We start from the raw sequence: 22,080 nt of genomic DNA on the forward strand, positions 1-22,080 counted from the left end.
TGGAATCAGACACGGTCGCGGATAAATTCGGCCATCCGCTCGGGGATGCGGGCGGCGTCGCTGGAGCGCTGGTCGGCATTGTTGGCCCGGATTTCCAGCACCGGAATCCCCTCGGCCTCCAGGGCATCGGTAATGAAACCGCTCCCGGGGGTATCGTCCGCTACCAAGTGCACCACCCCGTCCACCCGATGGCTCAGCGCCTCTTTCACGTACCACTGGGCAGACCACGGCGGCACGTAGAGCTGGTCCGTGATCCCGACGAAGCGGGCAGCCAGCGCACGGACCGGGTCATCGCCGTAGCGCAGGTACCCGTCAGCGGCGATCGCCAGGTACATCGACCACACGAACACCGCTCCGAACTCCTCCTGGAACCGGGTATAGAGGCCCAGATCGGACCACAGTCCGCGGCCCACCCACATCAGCCGCCGCTTCTCCCCGGGACATACGGCAACGCCGTCGGCCACCCGTTCCGCGGTTTCCTCATACAAGGACCGAGCGGCGTCGACCGCCCAGGTGGTGCCGCGCTGCCACTGCGGTGCCATGACGGCGGGCATCGTGTCATTCACCAGGACGGGGGCGAACGGCGCGGCGGCAATGAGGTCCCGGGTCTTGCGGTTCCATTCGGCCTGCTGGTTGCCCAGGTCCATGATCTCCGCCAGCCGGTCCCGGTCCAGTGTGCGGCCGGTTCGCTCCTCCAGCCAGCCAATCAGTTCCTCGATTTCACCCTGCAGCAGATCCAGCCGGTCCGAGCCGAAGGCCTTCTCCCAGTCGTGCGGCACCAGCTCCCACCACCGGTCCGGCAGCGGGTCAGCGCCCGTGCGGGAGAGGAGAAACGTTTCCGTGCCGGGGAGCCGGCCCCACTGCTCGAAAATCTTGGCGGTGACGTCGCCGCTGCGCTCGGCCACAGCGAACCGCGGCGCCGGCAAGCCGCCCCAGGGGCGGTCATCGGCGTCGAGCAGCTGCTCGCCCAGCGGCATCGCATCGTACTGCTGGCTGAAGTCCGGCACCCCGCGGGCCGCCAGCCGCTCCATCGAGGCGGGCCCCGCGCGCTTGGCCGCGATGATGGAGGACCACCACTGCGTCACCACGTAGGGGATGTCCAGGGCGCGGAAGACTTCGTGCGGGGCATCGGCGTTCAACAGCGCGACGGGTTCGCCTGCCGCGGCCCGCCGGCGCACCGACTGGAACCATTCCTTCTGGTAGCGGGTAGCCGCCACGGCTGAGCGGAGTCTGGTGTCGGTCATGAGGCAATCTCCCCGGACAGCTGGACGCTGGCAATAAGTTCGGCGGCGGCAGCCGCGGCTCCGTCGGCGGGTACGCGGACGACGCCGGCAAGCCAGGTTCCGCCGGCAGTCAGCGCCTCGCGCTGGCTGGGCAGGTCCCAGACGGGGCCGTCGTCGAGGTCCCGGACCAGGGCCACCACTCCCGCGGCGCCCGTCCGGCGGACTTCGGCGAGCAGGTGCTCGGTCCGTTCGGAGGTCAGGGACCGCGACGCCGACGGCGGACGCTGCGCATGCAGCTCGGCCAGCGCGATAAAGGCCTCGCCGGGCGACGCGGCGTCCACGGTCTGTCCGATCCAGGCGGCGTCCCCGGCGTCGTGGTCTTCTCCTGCCACCACGATGCCGGACTGCTCGAGCGCCTCATAGACAGTGGTGTCCGGGTGTGAACTGCCGGTCATAAACACCGGCAGGAGAGTTCCCGGGGCAGCATTCTGCTGAATCACGTCGATGGCAGCCAGCGCCTCCTCGGGTGGCAGCTGCGTCGCGGCCGCGTAACACCGCAGGGCGGAGCTTCCGGAAAGGGCGCCCGAGACCCGACGTTCCCGCACCCGCTCGAGGGCCTCACCCAGCGAGTTCTCCCGGGCGGCGGCGGCAGCCAACGTCTCGGCGTCGAGCACTTGCCCGGTACATCCGGAGACGAACCCGGCCAGCCGCTCATACTGCCGCGCAACAAAGAGGTTCCTGTGCGGGCCGCCGCCGCGGGGCGCATCCAGCAACTGGACCGGGTACGGGATGCGCCCGCGTTCGGCCAACAGCCGCAGCACGTAGTACACCCGCAGGTTCGCGGCGGAGTCGTTGCAGACCACCAGCCCGGCGAGGCCGTCATGCATACCGGACAGAACGCCGTCGAGCACCCGGGCGGCAACGGCGTCGGCCGCGCCCAGGAGCTCAGCCGCTTCCCGCGAGACGTCCCCGGACCAGGCGCCGAACAGCCGCACCGGCGTCGCGCCCGCGGCCAGGAGAATCTGCCGGGGCGCATCCGCCCCGATGATCCCGATCCGGGGCACCGGTACCGTCACAGGCTCTGCTGTCACAACACACCCGCGGTGCGCAGGTTCTCGATGCGGTCGGAGTCATAGCCCAGGGCCTTCAGGACCACGTCCGTGTGCTCGCCCAGGTACGGGGCCGGCGCGTCCAGCGTGGTGCGGCTGCCGGAAAGGACCATGGGCAGCCCCGAGCCGAAGAGGCCGTCAAAGTGACCGAACTTGGGGTGGGACAGCGGCACCACTTCGCCGCGGGACAGCACCAGCGGATCCCGCACCGCTTCGGCCGTGGTGCGGACCGGTGCCGCGGGAGCGCCGTTGGATGTAAGTGCCTCCAGTACCTCGTCCAGGGGTTTCTCGGCGGCCCATCCGGCGATCAGCCCGTGCAGGCGGTCGGCATTGAACACGCGGGCGTCGCGGGAACCGAAGTCCTCGGAGTCCAGCAGATCGGGACGCTCGATGGCGCGGAGGACGCCCGCCGCGAACTGGTCCGTGGGGGCGCAGATTGCGAAGTACCCGTCGGCCGCGCGGAACGTGCCGAACGGGGCGAGGCGGGGAACGTAGGCGCCGGTGCGCAGCGGGAAGCCCACGGATTCAAGGGCGTCAAAGGGTTCGCAGGCCACCATCGAGGTCAGTGCCCCGAGCATCGACACGTCCACGTGCTGCCCGTGGCCGGTGTGCTCGGCCTGTAGCAGGGCACTCAAGGTGCCGATGACCGCGAAGAGCGGAGCGGACAGGTCGCCAATCGGCAGGCCGAAGCGCACCGGCGGCTGGCCGGGTTCACCGGCGGTCATCATGACGCCGCTGAGCGCCTGGACGATGGTGTCCATCGCCTTCCGGTCCCCGTTCTCCGTGCCGGCGCCGAAACCGCTGATGGAGGTGTAGACGAGTTTGTCGTTGAGGTGTTTCACACTCGCGTAGTCGATGCCGAGGCGTTTGGTGACGCCGGCGCTGTAGTTCTCCACGACGATGTCCGCTTCGGCAATGAGGTCGAACAGGACCTGCTTGCTCTCAGGGTGCTTCAGGTTCAACGTCACGGATTCCTTGCCGCGGCCGCGGAGCATCATGGAGACGGACATGTCATCCTCCGACGTGCGCCGGACGTTGAGTCCCTGGGACGTGACATAGGGGGAGTTGTTGCGCGAGGAGTCCCCGCCGCGGGTGGGGTTCTCCACCTTGATGACCCGGGCACCGAGCCCCGCCAGCAGCAGGGTCGCATAAGGGCCTGCCAGCGCCGTCGTCAGGTCGATGACTGTCTTGCCCGCCAGGGGCTTGGTCTCAATGCTCATGAGGTGTCTCCTTCAAGTGAACGGTCAGCCGGTCTCCTGCCCAGTCCAGGACAGCGTCCAGGCCGGCTTCCCGGGTAATGCGCTGTAAGTAGTCGCCCACCTGTTCCCCGCCGTTGGCGCGGGTCAGCGGGACCGGCCGGGCGTCGTCGTCGATCCAGCAGGGAAGAACCTCCGCCGCAACGCTGCCGTCCGGGCCGAGGGTGAGAACGGCGATGAGGGTGTTCCGGCTCTCCGGATGGAACGGGTACTCGGGCATGGCCGGATCCGGCTGGAAGCCGAACAGCCGGGTCCTTGCGCGGGCCCAGGCCCGGCGCTCGGGCGAATCATCCGGTGCGCCGCCCAGTGCCCGCGTCACGGTGGCGAAGTTGCCGAGTCCGTGGAAGATCGGGCGGCCGCGGTAGGCCTCCACACCCTTGAGGATGTGGGCGTGGTGGGCGAGCACCGCCACAGCTCCGGCGTCGATGGCCGCATGGGCAATCTGGTACTGGTACTGCGCGATCTCCACCGGCTGGTGCACCAGCCCCTGATGCAGGGCGACGACGACGGCGGCACCCCGGCGGGCATGGCCCGCCACCTGTTCGGTGAAAGCGGCCAGGGACCGCGGTTCGGCGAATGTGTAGGTCCGCGGCGGGCCGCCGGGATTGGCGCCCTGCGGCTCGTAGTGCGTGACGACCTCCACCCAGGCGCAGCCAGCCTTCGAGCTGCCGGCCCAGGACTCCTTGGGTCCCACGCAGTTGACGCTGAGCACGATGACCTGCCGGCCGCCGTGTTCAACAACCGCCGGTTCCCAGGCCTCTGCGAGGTTGCGTCCGGCGCCGGTGGTGGTCAGGCCGCGCTCGCGGCAGTGCCGCCGGGTGTCCTCGATTCCTTTCGCGCCGAAGTCGTACACGTGGTTCCCGGCCAGGGTGAGGACGCCGAACCCGGCTGCGGCGACGGCGTCGAGGGCCGACGGCGGGGCCGGCAGTGCGGGCACGTCCGAGGAGGCCGTGGCAGTGGACGTGGTGTGCGGGACTTCGAGGTGGCCGATGACAAGGTCCGCTTCGGCCAGCACGGGGGCCGCGGCGCTGAAGAGGGACGTGGCGTCGTCGCGCTCCAGGACCAGGTCCCCGGTGGCCATCAGGGTTGTAGCTGTCACTGCTGCTCGTCATTCCGGCGCATCGAGCGGGCGAGGAAGGAACGCAGCCGGTTCGTCTGCGGGTTGCGGAAGAACGCCTCGGACGGCTGGTCCTCGATGACCTTGCCGTCAGCCATGAACACGCAGCGGTCCGCGACTTCGCGGGCGAACTCCATCTCATGGGTCACCACCACCATGGTGCGTCCCGAGGCGGCGAGGGCCTGCATGGTCTGCAGCACCTCGTCGATCAGTTCCGGGTCCAGGGCGCTGGTGGGTTCGTCGAAGAGCAGCACACGGGGTTCGACGGCGACGGCACGGGCGATCGCGACGCGCTGCTGCTGTCCGCCGGAAAGCTGCCGCGGGTACGCGGACGCCTTGTCCGAGAGCCCGACCTTTTCCAGCAGGTCCAGGGCTTTCGCCTTGGCCTGCGCCGGGGCTACGCCGTGCACGGCGACTGGCGCCTCGGTGACATTACGCAGCACGGTCCAGTGCGGAAAGAGGTTGAACTGCTGGAACACCATGCTCATGCGGCGGCGCTGGGCGCGGACACCGGCATCCGTCAGCGGGCGCAGCACCTTTCCCTGCTCGAAGCCAAGCAGCTCCCCGTCCAGGTACATGGCGCCGCCGTCAATGGTTTCAAGCTGGTCCAGGCACCGGACCAGGGTCGACTTGCCGGACCCTGAGGGGCCGAGGATGGCGACAACCTCGCCCTCCTCAACGGTGAGGTCGATGCCGTCCAGGGCCTTGTGGTCCCCGAAGCGCTTGCGCAGGCCCACTACCTCCAGGACGGGGCGGGTTGCCGTGGCGGTGCCCGCGGCCCCGGCCGGGATCTGTGCGGTGTTCATTATTGGTTCTCCTGGGTCCGGACCGCGGCGGTGGTGCCGACGTCGGGCTTGGAACTGGTGGTTGCCTTGGGCGCGGAGCGGGTGGCACCGCGCCCGTAGTATTCTTCGACGCGGCGCTGGAAGAAGGTCAGGATGGTGACGGCCACGAGGTACCAGATCACCGCCACGATCAGCATGGGCACCACGTCATAGGTGCGGTTGTAGATGACCTGGACGGCGTGCAGCAGGTCTCCCATGGCAATCACGCTCACCAGCGATGTGCCCTTCAGGGTGGCGATGATCTGGGAGCCGGTCGGCGGAATGATCACGCGCATGGCCTGCGGCATCACAATCCGGGTGAAGGAGTGCCAGCGGCTGAATCCCATGGCGGACGCGGCGTCGTGCTGTCCCTGGTCCACGGACAGGATGCCGGCGCGGATGATCTCCGCCATGTAGGCGGCCTCATGCAGTGAGAGGCCGATGATGGCGGCGGTCAGCGGGGTGATGAGGTCATTGGTGGACCAGCTGAAGAACTCCGGGCCGAACGGCACGCCGACGGCGATGCGGGGGACGAGGTACGCCAGGTTGAACCAGAAGATCAGCTGGACCAGCGGCGGGACGCCCCGGAAGAAGCCCACAAAGGCCATACATGCCACGCGCACGGGCCAGTAGTCGCTGAGCTGGCCGGCGGCGAGCACGGTTCCCAGGATGGTGCCGAGCACCATGGTGACCACCATGAGCAGGACGCTGGTCATCAGGCCGAGGAGCACGCTGGGTGCGAAGAGGTACTCGGCGACGACGGGCCATTCGAAGCGCTTGTTGGAGATGAGGAAGTAGAGGATGCCGCCGGCTATCAGCAGCAGGAAGGCGGTGCCCAGAATCCGCAGCGGCCTAATCCGGGGACGGGCCTGGGCCACGTCCACGGCGTTGGCGCGTACTGCGGGTCCGGAGGACATGGGGGTGTCCGTTATGCTCATTTGCCTGATTCACCAGCTGTCATGGGGTTCAGTGTGGGGCTCTCCACCGTGACGTCATCCAGCTTCCACTCGGACATGATCCGGTCATATTCGCCGTTCTCGAAGATGCCCTCGAAGGCGGCCAGCATGGCGGGAGCGAGTTCGTTGCTCTTCGGCAGGAACATGGCCAGCTGGTCCACGCCGGCGCCCTGTTCGTCGCTCTGCACCAGGAACTCGAAGGTGCCTTCGTCCTGCGCCTGGATGTCGAGTGCCGCGGTCTGCGTGGTGCCGGCATAGTCCGCGCGGTCCGACTGCACGGCGAGGATAGTGGAGTTGGTGTCCTTGAGGCCGACGAACTCCGGCGCCTCAAGGCCCTTTTCAGCGCACCATTCGGTGTAACGCTCCAGCTGGGACTCGGTGACTGATCCGGTGACGCCGGCTACGCGGGCGCCGCAGAGATCCTCGGGGGCACCGAGATCATCCTTCCGCTCCGCGAGGTAAAGGTAGGAAGTGCGGGTGGTCATCCAGACGACGGCATCGAAGTCGGCTTCCCGTTCAGCCGTGGTGCGGACCGGTCCGTTGAACGCGTCGTAGCGGCCGGAGAGCATGCCGGTGAGCATGGCATCCAGGCCGGAGGCGGTCTGGATGGCGAACGGGACGCCCAGCTGCTCGGACAGGGCTGCCTGGATGTCCGGGTCAATGCCGGTGATGTCACCGTTCTGCTCGAGCGTGCGGTACGGCGGGTGGGTGTCACCGGCGATGTTGATGACGCCGGCGGACTTGATGGCCTCCGGCAGCTGGTCATACACCGGCGCTTCGGTGTTGACCCCGCCGGACGCGGCCTGGCTTCCCTGGCCGCCCGCGGGTTCCGCCTCGCTGTCCGACGCCGAACAGGACGTCAGGGCGAGAAGGACAGCGCCGGCAACGGCGACGGTGCTGAAACGGTTGAGCTTCATGGCGATCTCCTGAGTGTGAGCTGCATCACGGATCAAACTTTCGAGGAGAATATCATGCTGCTTGATATTAATCACGAAGTAATTAGTTCCGTGACGGCACACTGGCACCCCCTCAGGCGACTGCGGCGCGCACCGTTGGGTGCGCGCCGCAGTGTGGCCAGACGGAGGTCTCGCCTGTCAGGAGAAGTTGATCCCGCCGTCGATCAGGACCGTCTGGCCGGTCATGTGGTCCGAATCCGGGCCGGCGAGGAAGGAGACCAGCTTGGCCACGTCCTCCGGCTCAGACACCCGACCGGCCAGGATGTTGTCCACCTGTGCCTGAAGGGCACTGCCGCGGGGTGTGCCGTCCCGCTCCGTGAGGCGCTCATCGATGAGGTCCCACATGGCGGTGCCCACCACACCGGGGGCGTAGGCATTGACCGTGATGTTGTACTTGGCGAACTCCATGGCAGCTGCCTGGGTTAGGCCGCGCACCGCCCACTTGGTGGCCGAGTAGGACGCGAGCACCGGGAAGGGCCGGAACGCCACGATGGACGCTGCCCCGATGATCTTCCCACCGGTGCCCTGGGAGATGAACTGCCGGGCGGCCGCCTGGTAGGAGTAGTAGACGCCCTTGATGTTCACATCCAGCATGCGGTCCAGGGCTTCGGGCTTCACATCCAAGATTTCGTCCACCTGTGCGATTCCGGCGTTGGCGATGAGGACGCTCAGGTTCCCCAGGGCGTTCGTGCCCTCGGCGACCATCCGGGTCACGTCGTCGGGATTCGACACGTCCCCGCTGACGCCGACGGCGCGGCGGCCGCGGGACTCGACGGCAGCGACGACGTCGTCGATGTTCTCCCGGGCGCCGGGCACGTCAGCGACGATGATGTCCAGGCCGTCATCGGCCAGCCGTTCGGCGATGGCACGCCCGATTCCACGGCCTGCTCCGGTGATCAGGGCAACACGGGCTCCGTTTTCTGACATGGTGTCTCCTTTATGGGTGCGATTTACAGGGCTGGTCAGGGGATGAGGATGGCGCGGCCGCGGACTTTCCCGGCCTCGAGGTCGCTGATGGCCTGCTGGAAGTTATCCAGCGGGTACTTCTGTGTGTGCAGCGTGACGGCGCCGCGGGCGGTGAGTGCCATGAGATCCTGCAGGTCGTTGTAGCTGCCCACCAAGTTGCCGATGATGTTGATCTCGGCGGACACCAGGTCGATGGTGGGGACATTTACGTTCTCGCCGTAGCCCACCACCAGGTAGTCGCCGCCCTGCCGGGTCATTGCGATGCCCTCGGACGTCGCCCCGCCTTCGCCGACGAAGTCGATCACCACTTCGGCCCCGTTGCCGCCGGTGAGGTCCAAAACCTGCTGTACCTGTGTGCCGTCCGCGGTGACGGTTTCATCGGCACCGATGCTCTTAGCCAGGTCCAGGGCGGCCGGGTTGCGGTCGACGACGACGATCCGCGCGGGCGTGAGCGCCTTGAGCACCTGGATGCCGATGTGTCCGAGACCGCCGGCGCCGATGGCCACGCAGGTGTCCCGCGGGGTGAGCAGCCGGGCTGCCTTCGCGGCGGCGTGGTAGGCGGTGAGGCCGGCGTCGGCGAGAGCAGCGACGTCGGCCGGTTCCAGCGAGTCATCGATCTTCACCACTGAACGGGCGGTGGTCAGCAGGTAATCGGCGTAGCCGCCGTTGGTGTCGATTCCCGGGAACTTGTTGTTCTCGCAGTGCACGTCGTCTCCGGACCGGCAGGCGCGGCAGAGGCCGCAGGTCGCCAGGGGGTGCAGGATCACCTTGTCCCCCTCGCTCACATTGGTCACGGCGCTGCCGACTGCTTCCACCCAGCCGGCGTTCTCATGGCCGATCGTGTAAGGCAGCTGTACCTGGGATTTCTCCGCCCACTGGCCCTCAAGGATGTGCAGATCGGTGCGGCACACGCCCGCTCCGCCGATCCGGACCAGGACGTCGAACGGACCGGTGACTTCCGGCCGGGGGACTTCGGCCATTTTGAGGCCCTGGCCGTAGCCGACAACCTGGACAGCTCGCATGGTGTTCACGCATTCTCCTTAACAGTGATGGGAAGCAGGGTGTGGTTCTCGCCCGGTTCGGCGCCTTCGGGCCGGTCGGTCTGGTCCGCGCCGGAGCCTTCGTAGCGGGTGCGCAGCAGGCCGCGGCAGAAATGGGCGTTGCCGTCGATGGAGATGCGGGTGGACCGGGCACGGCGCAACGCCAAGGGCACGGTCTCCGCAGGGTAGGAATTCCCCTGATCGTCAACCAGCACCAGAGCCGCGGGATCCAGTGGCAGGCCGAGGGCTTCGCGCCGGCGCACCAGTGCGTCCTTGGCGCGCCCGGCGGGCAGGTCAGCGAGCAGGACCTGCCCGACGTCGGCCTCCGCCAGATTCCGGTCCGCCCGGAGCAGTTCGGTGAGGCAGCGCTCCATTGCCGCTGTGTGGGCTTTGCGGCGGAAGGTCCAGCGCAGCTCGTCCAGGCTCTCCTCCGCTTCATGCCCGAAGGTGCCCCGGTAGCCGGCGTCGGCGGCCAGGCCGGCGTTGATGAGGTCCGAATCGTGGTGGTCGTCGAGTTCCACGGTCACCGTGCCAACCCCGGGCAGGGCGGCTATGGCATCTTTGCTGTCCGACGCCATCAGGTACGCGAAATTCGGTGAGCAGAACGACGTCGGCAGGCGCAGGTGTACGCTGACAGCCGCACCGCGGGCCCCGGGGGCCACCTCGATGGAGCGGACGAAGCCCAGGTCCGTGATCGGTTCGTCCAGCTCCGGGTCCTGAACGGCACCGAGTGCCCGGCGGATCTCGTCCCTCCCCAGAGCGCCGGCATGTGGCGCGGGCCTGGTTTGCACCTGCGTCATTAGACGGCCCCCAGATCCGCGCGTTCTGGCTGCCGGGGCCCCGTTGCGGTCTCCGGTGCGTCCGGAAGACGCAGTTCCTCAGGAACCGGAATGTCATACATCTTCGCCGCGTTGAGGCCCAGGATCTTCTTTTTCTGTTCGGTGGTCAGCGGGGCGTACTCGGTCATGTCCTCTGGAATCTGGAAGTCGACGAACGCCTCGATCAGCCAGCGCGGAGTCCAGATCGCGTAGTCGCTGGAGAACTGGATGCGGTCCTCACCGATCCAGTAGATGAGTTCACCGAGGATCTGCGCGAAGTACCGCGGCCGGGTGTGCATAAACGGCATGGCGACGGCGAGGCCGCCGTGGACATTCGGTTCCTGCGTGGCGATCCAGCAGAAGTCCTCCAGCCGGGGCAGCCCCACATGCTCGACGACAAAGTTCAGGTCCGTGAAGTCCGTTGCGGCGTGGTCCACATCGGAGACGTCGAAGGCGTCCCGGTCCAGCGGGCGGATGGTGGGGCCCTTGTGGACGTGGATATTCTTTACCCCCAGCTTTTGGCACTCCTCGAAGTACCTGTAGGTCCATGGATCGCTCAGCTTGTAGCCGCGGGAATCCCCGTGCCACTCGGCCGTGTAGAGCTTCACGCCCTTGAAACCCATCCGCTCATGGTCGGCGCGCAGCTGGTCCAGTCCGGCTTCGCCGTTGCGCGGGTCGAAGCAGTGGTTGTAGGTAAGGCGCTCCGGATTGGCCGCGGCCAGGCCGTAGGCTTCCTCCGTCTGGCCGAATCCGTTCTTGTAGAACTCACCCAGATAGGCGGGCTGGAAGATCGCGTGGTCCACGTAGCCGTCCTGGAAGAGGTCCTTCATCAGGCGCTCGCTGCCCTGGTAGAGGTAGTCCTCATACGGCCACAGCTCTTCAGCGGGGGAGAGGTTGCGGTGATAGTCGTAGAAGCAGTCAATGAACTGCTTCCCGTGGATGTTCAGCTGGTTCTCCGGCCGCGCGTCCCAGAGGGCGATGTGAGCGTCAACGATGAAATAGTTCTCGCCGTCTTTTGAATACATGTCAGATCTCCGTCTCCTCATGACTGCCATAGTCACGATGCGGTTGACCGTACGGGTTTTCGTTGGCTCCGTGATGTGACGCGAGTCTCAATTTGAGACGCCGTTCCCTGCCGCGGAGCATCCGCGCACGTTAGTCTCGGGGGACGATCTGCAAGGAGGGCGGCAATGAAGCCGGACCATAACAACACCGTTCTTCGGTCTCCGGGCGGAAGCGGCAGCAGCGAGGCCTCCTCCGGTGCCCGGCGGCTGCTGGCATCCTGGCAGCGCAGCCAGGAATACGGCGTCTCCGCGGAAAGCGTGGATCCGGCGTGGACCGGCGAAATACCGGACGACTCGCTGTTCTACCAGTGCGGTCAGGAAGTGCTGGCCGGCTTGCACCAGTCCCTGGTTAATGAGCCCCTCAGCATGATGCTGACGGACGCGGACGGGCTGGTCCTCAACCGGTTCAGCGGCGACTCTTCCCTCCTGCGGGCACTGGACCGTGTGTACCTGGCCCCCGGTTTCGCGTTCTCCGAACGGGAAGCTGGAACGAACGGGCTCGGGCTGGCCCTGGCCGACCGTGTTCCCACGCTGGTTCGGGCAGAGGAGCACTACAGTGCCAGCTTGCGTACCTACACCTGCGCGGCGGCTCCGGTGCTGGATCCCGTCACCGGGAAACTGGAGGGAAGCGTCAACATCACCACGTGGTCCAATGCGTCACCTGGCTTGCTGGTGGCCCTGGCGCAGTCTGCCGCAGCGAATACATCCACCCTGATGTCCAGCCGGTCCCGCCGCGGGGAACCGCAGCCGAAGCCCCAGGGCGGAGTGTTCCGTGTGCAGCGTCCTCGACTGGAGCCCGCCTCGGGGACGATGAGGGCTATGTCCGGCCCCTGGCTGAGGGCGTTTGAAGAAGCCACGGCAGCACTGTCCGCTGGGAAGGTTGTCTCCGCCGTCGGGGAGCCCGGAAGCGGAAGGGCCACGCTGCTTGGCCAGGCGATTCGCCAGGCACGCCCCACCAGCCGCATTCTCTGCGCTTCCGTGCCTGCCCCCGATCTGGTTGAAGACTGGCTGGCGCTCTGGACACCGGAGCTCTCCAAACCAGACACAGCCATCATTCTGGAGAATGCCGATTTCCTTCCTGCGTGGGCTGCACGTGAGCTCGCCGGACAGGTTCGGAACATCCTGCGGGTCCGGAAGCAGGAGCACTCGTTTGCTTTGGGGGCAGCACCCTCACTGCTTTGGGCGTTCACTGCCGTGGACCTCGAGAATATTCCGCCGGATCTGACCCACCTTGCCGCTCATGTGGTTCCGGTTCCGGCCCTCCGGGACCGGACGGCCGACGTGATGCCGCTGGCACGGTTCGCGGCCCGCCAGACCAGGCTGCGGGACCTTGATTTCACCCCGGCAGCTGAGCGCGCACTCACTGAACACGCTTGGCCGGGCAACGTTGATGAACTCATTCGGGTAGTTCATGCCGCCGCACTCCTGACCGAAACTATCGACGTCCGGCACCTGCCGCCGGAATTGCGGGGAGCGTCTACACGGAAACTGACAAGGATGGAAGTTCTTGAACGTGACGAGATCTGCAGGGTTCTCGCCAGGCCGGGCAGTTCCGTCGCGGATGCCGCTGCTGAACTGGGCATCAGCCGTGCCACGGTCTACCGTCGCCTGGCGAAGCTGGGAATTGATCCGCGGAGCCGGTCAGTACCGGACAGCCGCTGACATGACCGGCAGGATTGGTCGGTTAGGGGCTTACTGGAAGACCAGCGCTGCCGCTGTTACGTGATGACGGCGGCACAGCAGAGCAGGACCAAGCTGTGGTTAGAGTGAAACGGACCAGAACCCCAGACCTAATGCGGCAACCGTGAACGCCAGCAGCAGGGCGACGCTTTTGCTAGGCAGCGAATATTCGGAGTCAGCCGCCCATTTGCCCACGCCCTGAAACACAATGACCAGGACCCAGCCCAGGCAGGCCAAGCTACCCGTCAGCGCTGCGACGGGTGCAGGCTTCATCCCCGCGGCGGCCGCCGCAATGATCCCCGCTGCCAGAAGGGCAATGCAGCCCACCAGTGCTGCCCTGATGAACCTGCTGACGGACCGGCGTGACGGACGGCCGGCGGCGCTCTGGAGCTTCATGCGACGGAGCCTAACCCACCCCGCAGCAGTCCGGCCCTATCCGGCGCACTGCTCGGCCGTTAGCGTTGAAAGCATGACGGAGATCCAGATTACGGAACATCCCGAGCAGGCAACGGCGTTTATTCGGGCCCATGTGCCGATGGCCGAACTGGCCGACTTCTTTTCGAGCACGTTCTCGGACGTCATGGCTGCCCTGCAGAAACAGGGCGTGCGACCGGCGGGGCCGCCCTTCGGCAAGTACTACGGGATGCCCAGAGCCACGGTGGATGTGGAAGCTGGATTTCCCGTCGCCGGGAGCATTGAGCCTGCCGGGAACGTCGTGCCCGGGCAGCTGCCGGCCGGCAGGATTGTGCAGGCGACGCACGTCGGGACGTTCGACACGCTGGCCAATACCTATGCGGACATTGAGACCTACTTTGCCGAGCACAAGCTCACACCGAGTGCGGTGATGTGGGAGAACTACCTTGCCGATCCCGAAACCGAGCAGAACTCAGAGGATGCACGGACCCAGATCTGCTGGCCGGTCGACTAGCAGGAAGCCCCTAGAACAACGGCCAGGGGACAGCAGGCATCCCGCCGCTCGGGCCGGGGAACACCGCCGTCGTGCGCAGCCGCGCACAGCGAGCGGCCAGCGCCTCAATCTCCTCAGCTGTCAGCTGCTCAGCCAGCTGCTCTCCCAGCTCACCCTCCAACCCGGCAAGCACCCGGTCGATACCGGCGAGTTCTTCATCGGCGAGCTTCTCGCCGATCCAGCCCCAGAGCACGGTCCGCAGCTTGTGCTCGGCGTGGAAGGTGAGGCCGTGGTCCACGCCGTACCGGTGCCGGTTCGGCATGGCCAGGACGTGGTTGCCCTTGCGGTCGGCATTGTTGACGACGACGTCGAACACCGCCATCCGCCGCAACGCCTCAGTGTCCTCATGGATGAGGGAGATGATCCGGCCGTTTTCGTCCTCGCCCTGGAGGACTTCCTTCCAGCCCGTGGCCGGCACGTCATCCACGGGAATCAGGTCGACGGGGTCCTGCTCCGCATCAGTTTCCTGCCAGAGCTGGACCATGCCCTCGCCGAGCGGACCGTTCCGCAGCCAGGTGTGCGGCACGATGTTCCAGCCCAGGGTCTCGGAGACCAGATAGGCGGCCACCTCGCGGTGCGCCAGGCAGCCGTCGGGGAAATCCCACAGCGGTTTTTCACCGGCAATGGGTTTGTAGACCACCGCCGCATCGCCGATGCTGCCCAGGAAGGTGGCGTTCGACGCCGTCGTGATCCGCCCGGTGAGCGTCAGCTCACCAGTGAGCAGGTCCGGCTCCGGCATTAGTTCTCGGGCAGGGCGCAGGTGTGTCCGTCGGCGTCGATCGGCTGGCCGCAGATGACGCAGATTGGCCGGCCTGCACCCACCACCTCGCGGGTCCGCTTGGCGAATGCCCGGGCGGTGCCCACCGGCATGCGCACCCGCAGCACCTCGGCGGCATCGGCGTCGTCTTCGTCCTCGACGAGGCCGTCGTCGTCCTCATCAACTTCTTCGATGGGGTACGCCTCGATGACCACCTGCGCCCTCGTCGGGTCCCAGCCCAGGCTCATCACACCGGCGCGGAACTGTTCCTCCACCTCATCCAGGTCGTCATTGTCGACGAGCTCCAGCGGGGTGTTCGCCGGAACGTGGAAGGGGTTGCCGTCGATGGTCATGAGCTGGTCGAGGATCTCATCGATCTTCTCGGCGAGCTGGTCCGCCTGCAGTTTTTCCATCGCAATGCTGATGAGCTGCTTGCCTGTCCGCGCCTGCAGGTAGAAGGTGCGCTGCCCGGGGACGCCGACGGTGCCGACGACGACGCGGTCCGGCCAGTCGAAATCATGAACGGTAGTAGGCATAGGACTACTTTAGGCTCCTTGAGCCGGCGGCGCTGCGTGTCCTGCGCCACCGCCCACCGGAGCATCCTCCGGCGCGTGAACGGCAGCGAGCCACGAGAGGTCCCCGGAATCGGTATTGGTGGCGTGGACGGTGGGGCGGCCCGGGCCGTAGCGCACGATCGAGAGCGACGCCGGCCCGACGTCGATGCGCTGGAACATGTCCAGGTGCATGCCGAGCGCGTCGGCGAGGACGGATTTGATGATGTCCCCGTGGCTCACCGCTGCCCAGACGGCGCCCGGCCCGTGCTCGGCCTCGAACGCCGCATCGTGGCGGCGGATCGCAGCGACCGAGCGGGCCTGCATCGTGGCCATGGACTCCCCGCCCGGGAACGTCACGGCCGACGGCTGTGACTGCACCACCTTCCACAGGTCCTCTTTGGCGAGGTCAGCGAGGGTTTGGCCCTGCCACTGGCCGTAATCGCATTCGGTGAGATCGTCGTCGACCGGGGCATGCGGCGTGCCGTGCTGCCGGTCGAGGATGAACTGCGCGGTCTGCCGGCAGCGCTCGAGCGGACTGGACACCACGCCCACCAGTGGCACGGGGGCGAGCCGGTTCCCGGCTGCGGCGGCCTGGTCCTGGCCCACCTGGTCCAGGCTCACACCCGGGGTCCGGCCAGCCAGCAGCCCGGAGGCATTCGCTGTGGTGCGGCCGTGCCGCACGAGGATTACTGTTGCCATCCACCAAGCCTAGTTCCCCGTGCGGCCGGCTTGCCCGACGGCGGCGGCGCGAGCGGCATAAACGCGATCATGCGCTGCTGCCCGTATCCTGCAGTCTGACAACGCGTAGGGGGGGGCACATGAGTGCAGCGGAACCGGAAGATTCAAATGCTGTGCCGGCTGAGGGCACGGTGCTGGATCACCCGGCGGCTTGGGATCGTGTGACGCTGGCCTGGGGCATCGCCCTTGGAGCTGCGGGGCTGCTGTTGTTTGGCGGCCACGCCCTCCTGAAAGGGATCTCCCTCCATGGCGGAAGCGGGCAGCCCCTCCTCTTCTACCTGGTGATGGACGAAAGCCAGTGGAGCTGCTTGCTTTACGTCCTCGGCGGCATTTGTCTGGCAGCGGCGGTTCCGTGTCTGTTTCCGCCGCTGCTGCGCAGAATCCGGCTGCGGTGGCTGCGGTGGTGCCTGAAAGGCTTGCTGGCAATGACGTATCTGGGCCTGCTCGGAGTCTGGGCGCTCTTTTCCCTCTTCCTGTTCTTCATTGCAGGGACCTGGAGCTATTCCTCTTTTTCGGACGGAGAAGGCCATCGTGCGCTGGTCCGGGTGCAGTCCTACGGCGTCGAAATCTGGACGCCTTATGCCGGGCCGCTGTACCAACGCTTCGAGGGGCAGGTGCTGACAGACATGGAGGCGGTCACTGAGGGGAACTGCACGCTCGGTTCCGGGGCAGCCGGCCTGGAACTCACATGCGGCCGGGACACTATTCTCCTTAAACCGGCGGGCGGATAGGGGGCCAGTGGATCCCCGCAGCGCGAGCCGCACGGTGGCACTGCCCAGCTTTCGGCCCCTAGACTGCGCCGCCTAAACGCCGAACTTAGCCCGCCTAACAGAGGAGCACCATGGCCACCATCGCCGAGACCGTCGTCCGCAATCTTGCAGCCAATGGAATCCGGCGAATCTGGGGCGTCCCCGGGGATTCCCTGAACGCGGTGACCGAGGCCATCCGCCGGGAGAAGGGCATCGAGTGGATGCTGGCCCGGCACGAGGAGGAAGCCGCCTTCGCCGCTGCCGGGGAAGCAGCGCTGACGGGCGAACTCGCGGTCTGCGCCGGCAGCTGCGGCCCCGGAAACATGCACCTCATCAACGGGCTTTACGACGCGCACCGCAGCCGGGTGCCCGTGCTCGCGATCGCCGCGCACATCCCGACCGAGGAGATCGGCAGCCAGTACTTCCAGGAGACCCGCCCCACGGAGCTGTTCCGGGACTGCACGGTCTTCTGCGAAATGGTGATGAGCCCCGAGCAGATGCCCAGGCTGCTGGAGATCGCCATGCGGACGGCCATCGAAAAGCGGGGCGTCGCCGTCCTCATCATGACCGGAGACACGGCACTGGACGACGCCGCGGACGAGCGGGTCTTTACGGTCCGCCGCACCGACCCGGTGACCGTGCCTTCTGCGGCGGAGCTGCAGGAAGCGGCGGACACTCTGAACTCCTGCGGCAACGTGACGATCCTCGCCGGCGGCGGAGTGGAAGGTGCCCGCGAGGAGGTCCTCGCCCTAGCCGATGCGCTGGGCGCGCCGATCGTTCACGCCCTGCGCGGCAAGGAATACATCGAGTGGGACAACCCGTTCGACGTCGGCATGACCGGGCTGCTCGGGTTCGCCTCCGGCTACCGCGCCATGGAGGACTGCGATGCGCTGCTGATGCTCGGCACCGACTTCCCGTACCAGCAGTTCTATCCGGAGAAGGCGAAGATCCTTCAGGTGGACATCCGGGGCGAACAGCTCGGCCGCCGGGTGCCGCTCACCCAGGGCATGGTTGGCGGCGTGCGGGAGACGGCCGAGGCGCTGCTGCCGCTGCTCGAGCGGAAGCAGAACCGGTCCCACCTCGAGAAATCGCTGGACCACTACCAGCGCACCCGAAAGCAGCTCGACGACCTGGAGAAACAGGGACCTGGCGCCATCCATCCGCAGCACCTCACGCATCTGATTGATGAACTCGCGGACGACGACGCGGTCTTCCTGCCCGACGTCGGCACTCCGGTTATCTGGGCGTCCAGGCACCTGCACATCGGCCCCCGGCGCCGGCTGATCGGCTCTTTCTGGCACGGCACCATGGCGGCGGCGACCCCGCTGGGCCTGGGCGCGCAGGCGGTGGACCGGAACCGGCAGATTGTTGTCCTTGCCGGCGACGGCGGGCTTGCGATGATGCTCGGCGAGCTGCTGACAGCCGTGCAGCACAAGCTGCCGATCAAGATTGTGGTCTTCGAGAACGCCGCGCTCAGCTTCGTTGAGGTGGAGATGAAGGCCGCGGGCATCGTCAACTTCGGCACCGGGCTTGAGAACCCGGACTTCGGCGCCGTCGCACAGGCCATTGGCATGCACGGCGAGAGCGTCACCCGCCCCGAAGACCTCGAAGACGCGCTGCGCCGAGCGTTTGCCTACGACGGGCCCGCTCTCGTCTCCGTCGCCGTGGAACGGCAGGAGCTCTCCATGCCGCCGAAGATCGAGGCGAAGCAGGCCACGGGATTCACGCTCTACGCGCTGCGCACCGTCCTGGCGGGCAACGGCCGCGAGCTCATCGACCTGGCCCGGGCGAACGCCCGCCAGCTGCTCTAAGCCCGGCTGCACTGTCCAGAAGCGGGTGCGGCGGCTCAGTCCTGGGCCGCACCCGGGGCCGGGCGCCGTTCCTCGTGCTTCCGCCGTGCCCGCGCCGCGAGGAACAGCAGGGACCCGACCGCAATGTACGCCGCGGTGCCGAGCCAGATCGGCCCGGTTTGCTGGGTGAGGAGGGCGACGCTTGCGATGATCGCCAGGACGGGTACAAAGCGCGGAGCGGAGAAATGATCGTGGCCGACTTTGTCTTTTTTGAGGACAAGAACGCTGACGTTGGCGGAAAGGAACACCAGCAGCAGGAGCAGTACGGTGGTTTCGGCCAATGAGGCGACACTTCCGGTCAGGGCCAGAATGATGGTCAGGCCGGCAATGACCACAATTGAAACCCAGGGTGTGCGGCGGGCCGGCAGCACACGGCTAAAGGCCCGGGGGAGCAGCTCGGCCTCTGCCAGTCCGTAGCCGACCCGGCTGGCCATCACCATAAACAGCAGCGCTCCGTTGGAAATCGCGACCAGAGCGATGAGGCTGAACAGCCAGGGCGGGACGCCGACGCCGCTGGCCGCAACGACGTCGAGCAGCGGTCCGCTGGACTCGGCCAGCTCCGCCGGAGGCAGCACGATCACTGCCCCGAGGGCAATCAGCAGATAGACGAAGCCGGCGGTGCCTATGGCTCCGAACAGTGCACGAGGGTAGGACTTGGACGGCTTCCGCACTTCCTCAGCCATGTTCGCCGCAGCCTCGAAGCCAAGGAACGAGAAGAACGCGACGATGGATGCGGCAAAGGCTCCCTCGAGCGGCGGCACGTCCGGAGCGAATTCAAGGAGCCGGGACGGCTCGCCGTTGCCGGAGGTGAGGACGACGCCGGCGACGAAAATGACGATGACCAGACCGCTGACCTCGATGACGGATGCAACCAGGTTCGCGGTAAGGGACTCACGGACGCCGCGCAGGTTGATCAGGGTCAGCAGGATGATGAACGCGACCGCGGCCGGAGCTGCGGGCACGTCGATGATCGCGGTCAGGTAGTCACCGGCGAATGCGTTCGCCAGGGCGGCGGCGGTGGTGATGCCGGAGGCCATCATCAGGAAGCCGATGATAAAGGACAGGTAGGGGATGCCGAAGGCCCGGTCGACGTAGCGCGCGGCTCCGCCGGCGTGCGGATATTTGGTAATCAGTTCCGCATAGGTCGCGGCAGTGAGCATCGCGACGACCAGCGCAATCAGCAGAGGCAGCCAGATAGCGCCGCCGACGTCGGAGGCCATGGTGCCCACCAGGGTATAGATGCCGGCACCGAGGGTGTCTCCCACAATGAACGCGTAGAGCAGCGGCGTGCCGATTGCCCGCTTCAGCCCGGTCTGCGGTTTTGCGGCGGCTTTGTCCGCATCTTTTGTCATTGGGCCATTGGAAGTCCTCTGCCGCTTCAGCGCAAGAGAACTTCCCGAACGAACCTCGGCCAATGGAGCAATGCGGTGATCAGGGCATTCGCCGTCGTGATCCTCATTCGGCTGCTGACCTGCGCGGGATCCTGACGTTCAAACCGCGGTAAACCGGGGCTACCGGTCCTTGTGCTCCGCCTTGAAATTCTCGTCGTCGGCGTTCAGCCCCTCCGCGAGGTTCGAGTGGACCTTGGTGCGGGGATCTGATTTGTCCTGGCTGCCGCTGCCGTCCGGGACCTGTTCGCCGAGATTCTGCATGAGGTTGTCAGCTGCGTTCTCGATCGGATTCGAGGGTTCGCTCTGGGGATCATTCGCATTCGTGTCAGCCACAATGCCTCCTCTAGGTTTAACCATAAGTAACCTTACGATCATAACCCTAGTCGTCAGAGCACCATCGTGTCCTTACTGGGCTCTCTTCCAGGGGAGGTCGGCGTCATCAAGGACCGGGTGCAGCGGGATCATGACCACCGGACGGTGCTGGCGGTGCGCAAGCCGAATGTCCACCGAACCGTTGAGGAACTCCTCGACTGAACCGCGAAACCCTGATTCCCGGGTGCCGACAACGATCAGCGCTGCGTCCAGCCGCTCGGCCAGCCCGGCCAGTTCCTGTGCCGGGCCTCCGGCCAGGGCTCGCACCGACCAGTGCACCTGCAACGAGTCCAGGACTGCAGCGATCTCTGCGCGCAGACCGGGGTCGAACTCCTCGTTCTCCTCGAATGGCACGTCCGGGTCGATGGGCCTGGAGACTACTGTCCCGTCCGGCTTTTCCTCAACCTTTTCGCTGGAGGCGTCCACATTGGCGCAGACCAGTTCAGCGCCAATGTGCTCAGCGAGTCCCGCGGCGGCCTCAACCACTGCGGCGGCCGTACCGCTGACAACGCCGACGACGAGCTGTGGATTGGAGTTTGGCATGTTGGTCGCTCCTTCGGGGGAAGGGATGTGCGGACAGACAATGCCAAGGTGACACAGTCTGGATACTTTGTGCACCGCTCATCCCAGGTTTCAACTCCGGGACAGGCCCATTGGTCATCGGGCGTGAACTGGGAGGAGCGGCCCTGCCGGCGCCGGCAAATGGTCTGCCCTGGCAAGATGAAGGCGTGCGATCCGCGCGGCCGCCTCAACCGGCGGCCTTCCGCACAGAGCGAATCAGGACCGGCTATGCCCAATCCCTCCGTGGTACTCCACAGCCTTCCCGGCGACTACATCATTGCCCGGCTTGCCGCGTCATCGCGTGTGCCCGCTGACCTGCTGTCACTGGCGGATACGGGTGGTTTCGTGTCCGTGACCCGCACTCCGCAGGAGCTCTCGATCGTCTGTCCTGCCCCACTTGCTCCGGAAGGCATGGACGTCGACGGACCGTGGAAGGCTCTCTATGCTTCGGGACCGATGCCTTTCGGGCTAACGGGGGTGGTGGCGTCGCTGGTCGCGCCGCTCTCCGCCGCCGGCTGCCCGGTGTTTGTCACCTCAACCTTCGATGGAGACGTCCTGATGGTCCCGTCCCCGAAATATAGCCAGGCCTGCGAATTGCTGGTAGCGGCGGGGCACACCCTTCGCTGACCGCTCACTTACCGTCGACCGGCGGTGGCGGGAAAGATGCGTCCGACAACGGAGCCCAGGCAGACCATCCGGCGTCGTTCCCCGTCGGACGCAGCACTGAATTTGACCGCCCCGCTTCAAACGGCCGCACGGTGCTCAACTTGTTGAACGCGGCTACCGCCCCAGTATTGGGCGCCGCGCCGGACGAGCGGAAGATGCGGCGGGGAACGCCGTCCTCATAGGACTTGAAAGAAACTTCGTACCCGTCGCCGAGTTCGTCAGCCAGGCGCTGCGCCAGTCGGTTGCCTTCAGCGGTGAAGTCCCGGGCAGCGCCGTCGGACACCCATTCGAAGTCCGGGGTGAGTGACCTGTAGTAGGACTCTTCCCATGCCTGCAGCGAATGGACGAGTTCCGGGCTCAGCCCGGACAGCTCATATGAGATGGGCTCATCCAGCCAGAGCACGGTTCCGGCGTAGTCCGGAAACAGGCGGATTCTTAGTCGGGGCTGCCCGTCCGGAGTGGTCAT

24 protein-coding genes are annotated in these 22,080 nt (G+C 66.5%); 5 read left to right on the forward strand and 19 right to left on the reverse strand.

Going from position 1 to position 22,080, the window contains the following annotated elements:
• Window positions 1-5: 5 nt before the first annotated feature.
• The 11 genes from NGB94_RS10985 to NGB94_RS11035 form a co-directional block, all read right to left on the reverse strand.
• Window positions 6-1,244 (reverse strand): 2-hydroxyacyl-CoA dehydratase family protein, encoded by a 1,239-nt coding sequence (locus NGB94_RS10985; RefSeq protein ID WP_325790679.1) that lies wholly within the window; start codon window positions 1,242-1,244, stop codon window positions 6-8.
• The gene (locus tag NGB94_RS10990; RefSeq protein ID WP_325790680.1) at window positions 1,241-2,314 is read right to left on the reverse strand and encodes a 2-hydroxyacyl-CoA dehydratase family protein; all 1,074 of its coding nucleotides are present in this window, start codon (window positions 2,312-2,314) and stop codon (window positions 1,241-1,243) included. The genes NGB94_RS10985 and NGB94_RS10990 overlap by 4 nt, the downstream gene beginning before the upstream one ends.
• A complete protein-coding gene (locus NGB94_RS10995) occupies window positions 2,311-3,552 on the reverse strand; it encodes a CoA transferase (protein ID WP_325787385.1) in 1,242 nt (413 codons plus the stop codon). Before NGB94_RS10995 ends, NGB94_RS10990 begins: the two co-directional genes overlap by 4 nt.
• Entirely contained in the window at window positions 3,542-4,687 is a 1,146-nt protein-coding gene (locus tag NGB94_RS11000; protein WP_325790681.1) for a CapA family protein, read from the reverse strand. Before NGB94_RS11000 ends, NGB94_RS10995 begins: the two co-directional genes overlap by 11 nt.
• Window positions 4,684-5,511: an amino acid ABC transporter ATP-binding protein gene (locus NGB94_RS11005; protein ID WP_325790682.1), complete on the reverse strand. Its 828-nt coding sequence runs from the start codon at window positions 5,509-5,511 to the stop codon at window positions 4,684-4,686. Before NGB94_RS11005 ends, NGB94_RS11000 begins: the two co-directional genes overlap by 4 nt.
• A complete protein-coding gene (locus NGB94_RS11010; protein ID WP_325790683.1) occupies window positions 5,511-6,467 on the reverse strand; it encodes an amino acid ABC transporter permease in 957 nt (318 codons plus the stop codon). Before NGB94_RS11010 ends, NGB94_RS11005 begins: the two co-directional genes overlap by 1 nt.
• On the reverse strand, window positions 6,464-7,402 hold the full coding sequence (locus NGB94_RS11015) for a transporter substrate-binding domain-containing protein (protein WP_152275115.1): 939 nt from the start codon (window positions 7,400-7,402) through the stop codon (window positions 6,464-6,466). Before NGB94_RS11015 ends, NGB94_RS11010 begins: the two co-directional genes overlap by 4 nt.
• Before the next feature lie 177 nt (window positions 7,403-7,579).
• On the reverse strand, window positions 7,580-8,368 hold the full coding sequence (locus tag NGB94_RS11020; protein WP_325790684.1) for an acetoin reductase: 789 nt from the start codon (window positions 8,366-8,368) through the stop codon (window positions 7,580-7,582).
• A gap of 35 nt (window positions 8,369-8,403) precedes the next feature.
• Window positions 8,404-9,438, reverse strand: coding sequence for an NAD(P)-dependent alcohol dehydrogenase (locus tag NGB94_RS11025; RefSeq protein ID WP_325790686.1), 1,035 nt, complete (start codon window positions 9,436-9,438; stop codon window positions 8,404-8,406).
• Complete coding sequence (locus NGB94_RS11030; protein ID WP_325790687.1) at window positions 9,435-10,247, reverse strand: iron-sulfur cluster assembly protein; 813 nt, start codon at window positions 10,245-10,247, stop codon at window positions 9,435-9,437. Before NGB94_RS11030 ends, NGB94_RS11025 begins: the two co-directional genes overlap by 4 nt.
• On the reverse strand, window positions 10,247-11,290 hold the full coding sequence (locus NGB94_RS11035; RefSeq protein WP_325790688.1) for an amidohydrolase family protein: 1,044 nt from the start codon (window positions 11,288-11,290) through the stop codon (window positions 10,247-10,249). Before NGB94_RS11035 ends, NGB94_RS11030 begins: the two co-directional genes overlap by 1 nt.
• 165 nt (window positions 11,291-11,455) lie before the next feature.
• Between NGB94_RS11035 and NGB94_RS11040 the strand changes: the two genes are divergently transcribed.
• Window positions 11,456-12,991: a helix-turn-helix domain-containing protein gene (locus NGB94_RS11040; RefSeq protein WP_325790689.1), complete on the forward strand. Its 1,536-nt coding sequence runs from the start codon at window positions 11,456-11,458 to the stop codon at window positions 12,989-12,991.
• Between the two features lie 99 nt (window positions 12,992-13,090).
• On the opposite strand, the gene NGB94_RS11045 is transcribed toward NGB94_RS11040, so the two are convergent.
• The gene (locus NGB94_RS11045) at window positions 13,091-13,405 is read right to left on the reverse strand and encodes a hypothetical protein (protein ID WP_325790690.1); all 315 of its coding nucleotides are present in this window, start codon (window positions 13,403-13,405) and stop codon (window positions 13,091-13,093) included.
• Window positions 13,406-13,478: 73 nt separating this feature from the next.
• Between NGB94_RS11045 and NGB94_RS11050 the strand changes: the two genes are divergently transcribed.
• A complete protein-coding gene (locus NGB94_RS11050; RefSeq protein WP_325790691.1) occupies window positions 13,479-13,937 on the forward strand; it encodes a GyrI-like domain-containing protein in 459 nt (152 codons plus the stop codon).
• Window positions 13,938-13,947: 10 nt separating this feature from the next.
• Here the strand turns inward: NGB94_RS11050 and NGB94_RS11055 are convergent, their stop codons facing one another.
• Genes NGB94_RS11055 through NGB94_RS11065 form a run of 3 tightly spaced genes read right to left on the reverse strand, consistent with a single transcriptional unit; the run spans window position 13,948 to window position 15,986 of the window.
• Window positions 13,948-14,715, reverse strand: a complete 768-nt coding sequence (locus NGB94_RS11055; protein ID WP_325790692.1) for an SCO1664 family protein — start codon at window positions 14,713-14,715, stop codon at window positions 13,948-13,950.
• Window positions 14,715-15,269, reverse strand: a complete 555-nt coding sequence (locus NGB94_RS11060; protein WP_325790693.1) for a DUF3090 family protein — start codon at window positions 15,267-15,269, stop codon at window positions 14,715-14,717. The genes NGB94_RS11055 and NGB94_RS11060 overlap by 1 nt, the downstream gene beginning before the upstream one ends.
• A gap of 9 nt (window positions 15,270-15,278) precedes the next feature.
• Entirely contained in the window at window positions 15,279-15,986 is a 708-nt protein-coding gene (locus NGB94_RS11065) for a histidine phosphatase family protein (RefSeq protein ID WP_325790694.1), read from the reverse strand.
• Window positions 15,987-16,105: 119 nt separating this feature from the next.
• On the opposite strand from NGB94_RS11065, the gene NGB94_RS11070 reads away from it, so the two are divergent.
• Both NGB94_RS11070 and poxB read left to right on the forward strand, forming a co-directional pair.
• On the forward strand, window positions 16,106-16,756 hold the full coding sequence (locus NGB94_RS11070; RefSeq protein WP_325790695.1) for a hypothetical protein: 651 nt from the start codon (window positions 16,106-16,108) through the stop codon (window positions 16,754-16,756).
• Between the two features lie 110 nt (window positions 16,757-16,866).
• Window positions 16,867-18,585: a ubiquinone-dependent pyruvate dehydrogenase gene (gene poxB / locus NGB94_RS11075; RefSeq protein WP_325790696.1), complete on the forward strand. Its 1,719-nt coding sequence runs from the start codon at window positions 16,867-16,869 to the stop codon at window positions 18,583-18,585.
• 35 nt (window positions 18,586-18,620) lie between these two features.
• Here the strand turns inward: poxB and NGB94_RS11080 are convergent, their stop codons facing one another.
• The 3 genes from NGB94_RS11080 to NGB94_RS11090 all read right to left on the reverse strand — a co-directional run bounded on the left by NGB94_RS11080 (window position 18,621) and on the right by NGB94_RS11090 (window position 20,930).
• Window positions 18,621-19,976 (reverse strand): APC family permease, encoded by a 1,356-nt coding sequence (locus tag NGB94_RS11080; protein WP_325790697.1) that lies wholly within the window; start codon window positions 19,974-19,976, stop codon window positions 18,621-18,623.
• A 159-nt stretch (window positions 19,977-20,135) separates the two neighbouring features.
• A complete protein-coding gene (locus NGB94_RS11085) occupies window positions 20,136-20,348 on the reverse strand; it encodes a hypothetical protein (RefSeq protein ID WP_325790698.1) in 213 nt (70 codons plus the stop codon).
• A gap of 72 nt (window positions 20,349-20,420) precedes the next feature.
• A complete protein-coding gene (locus NGB94_RS11090) occupies window positions 20,421-20,930 on the reverse strand; it encodes a universal stress protein (RefSeq protein ID WP_325790699.1) in 510 nt (169 codons plus the stop codon).
• A gap of 246 nt (window positions 20,931-21,176) precedes the next feature.
• Between NGB94_RS11090 and NGB94_RS11095 the strand changes: the two genes are divergently transcribed.
• Complete coding sequence (locus tag NGB94_RS11095; RefSeq protein ID WP_325790700.1) at window positions 21,177-21,575, forward strand: ACT domain-containing protein; 399 nt, start codon at window positions 21,177-21,179, stop codon at window positions 21,573-21,575.
• Window positions 21,576-21,579: 4 nt separating this feature from the next.
• Here NGB94_RS11095 and NGB94_RS11100 read toward each other — a convergent pair whose 3' ends face one another.
• On the reverse strand, window positions 21,580-22,080 hold the full coding sequence (locus NGB94_RS11100; RefSeq protein WP_325790702.1) for a hypothetical protein: 501 nt from the start codon (window positions 22,078-22,080) through the stop codon (window positions 21,580-21,582).

This window comes from Arthrobacter koreensis, assembly GCF_035792275.1.
In the GTDB taxonomy this organism is placed as follows: domain Bacteria; phylum Actinomycetota; class Actinomycetes; order Actinomycetales; family Micrococcaceae; genus Arthrobacter_B; species Arthrobacter_B koreensis_A.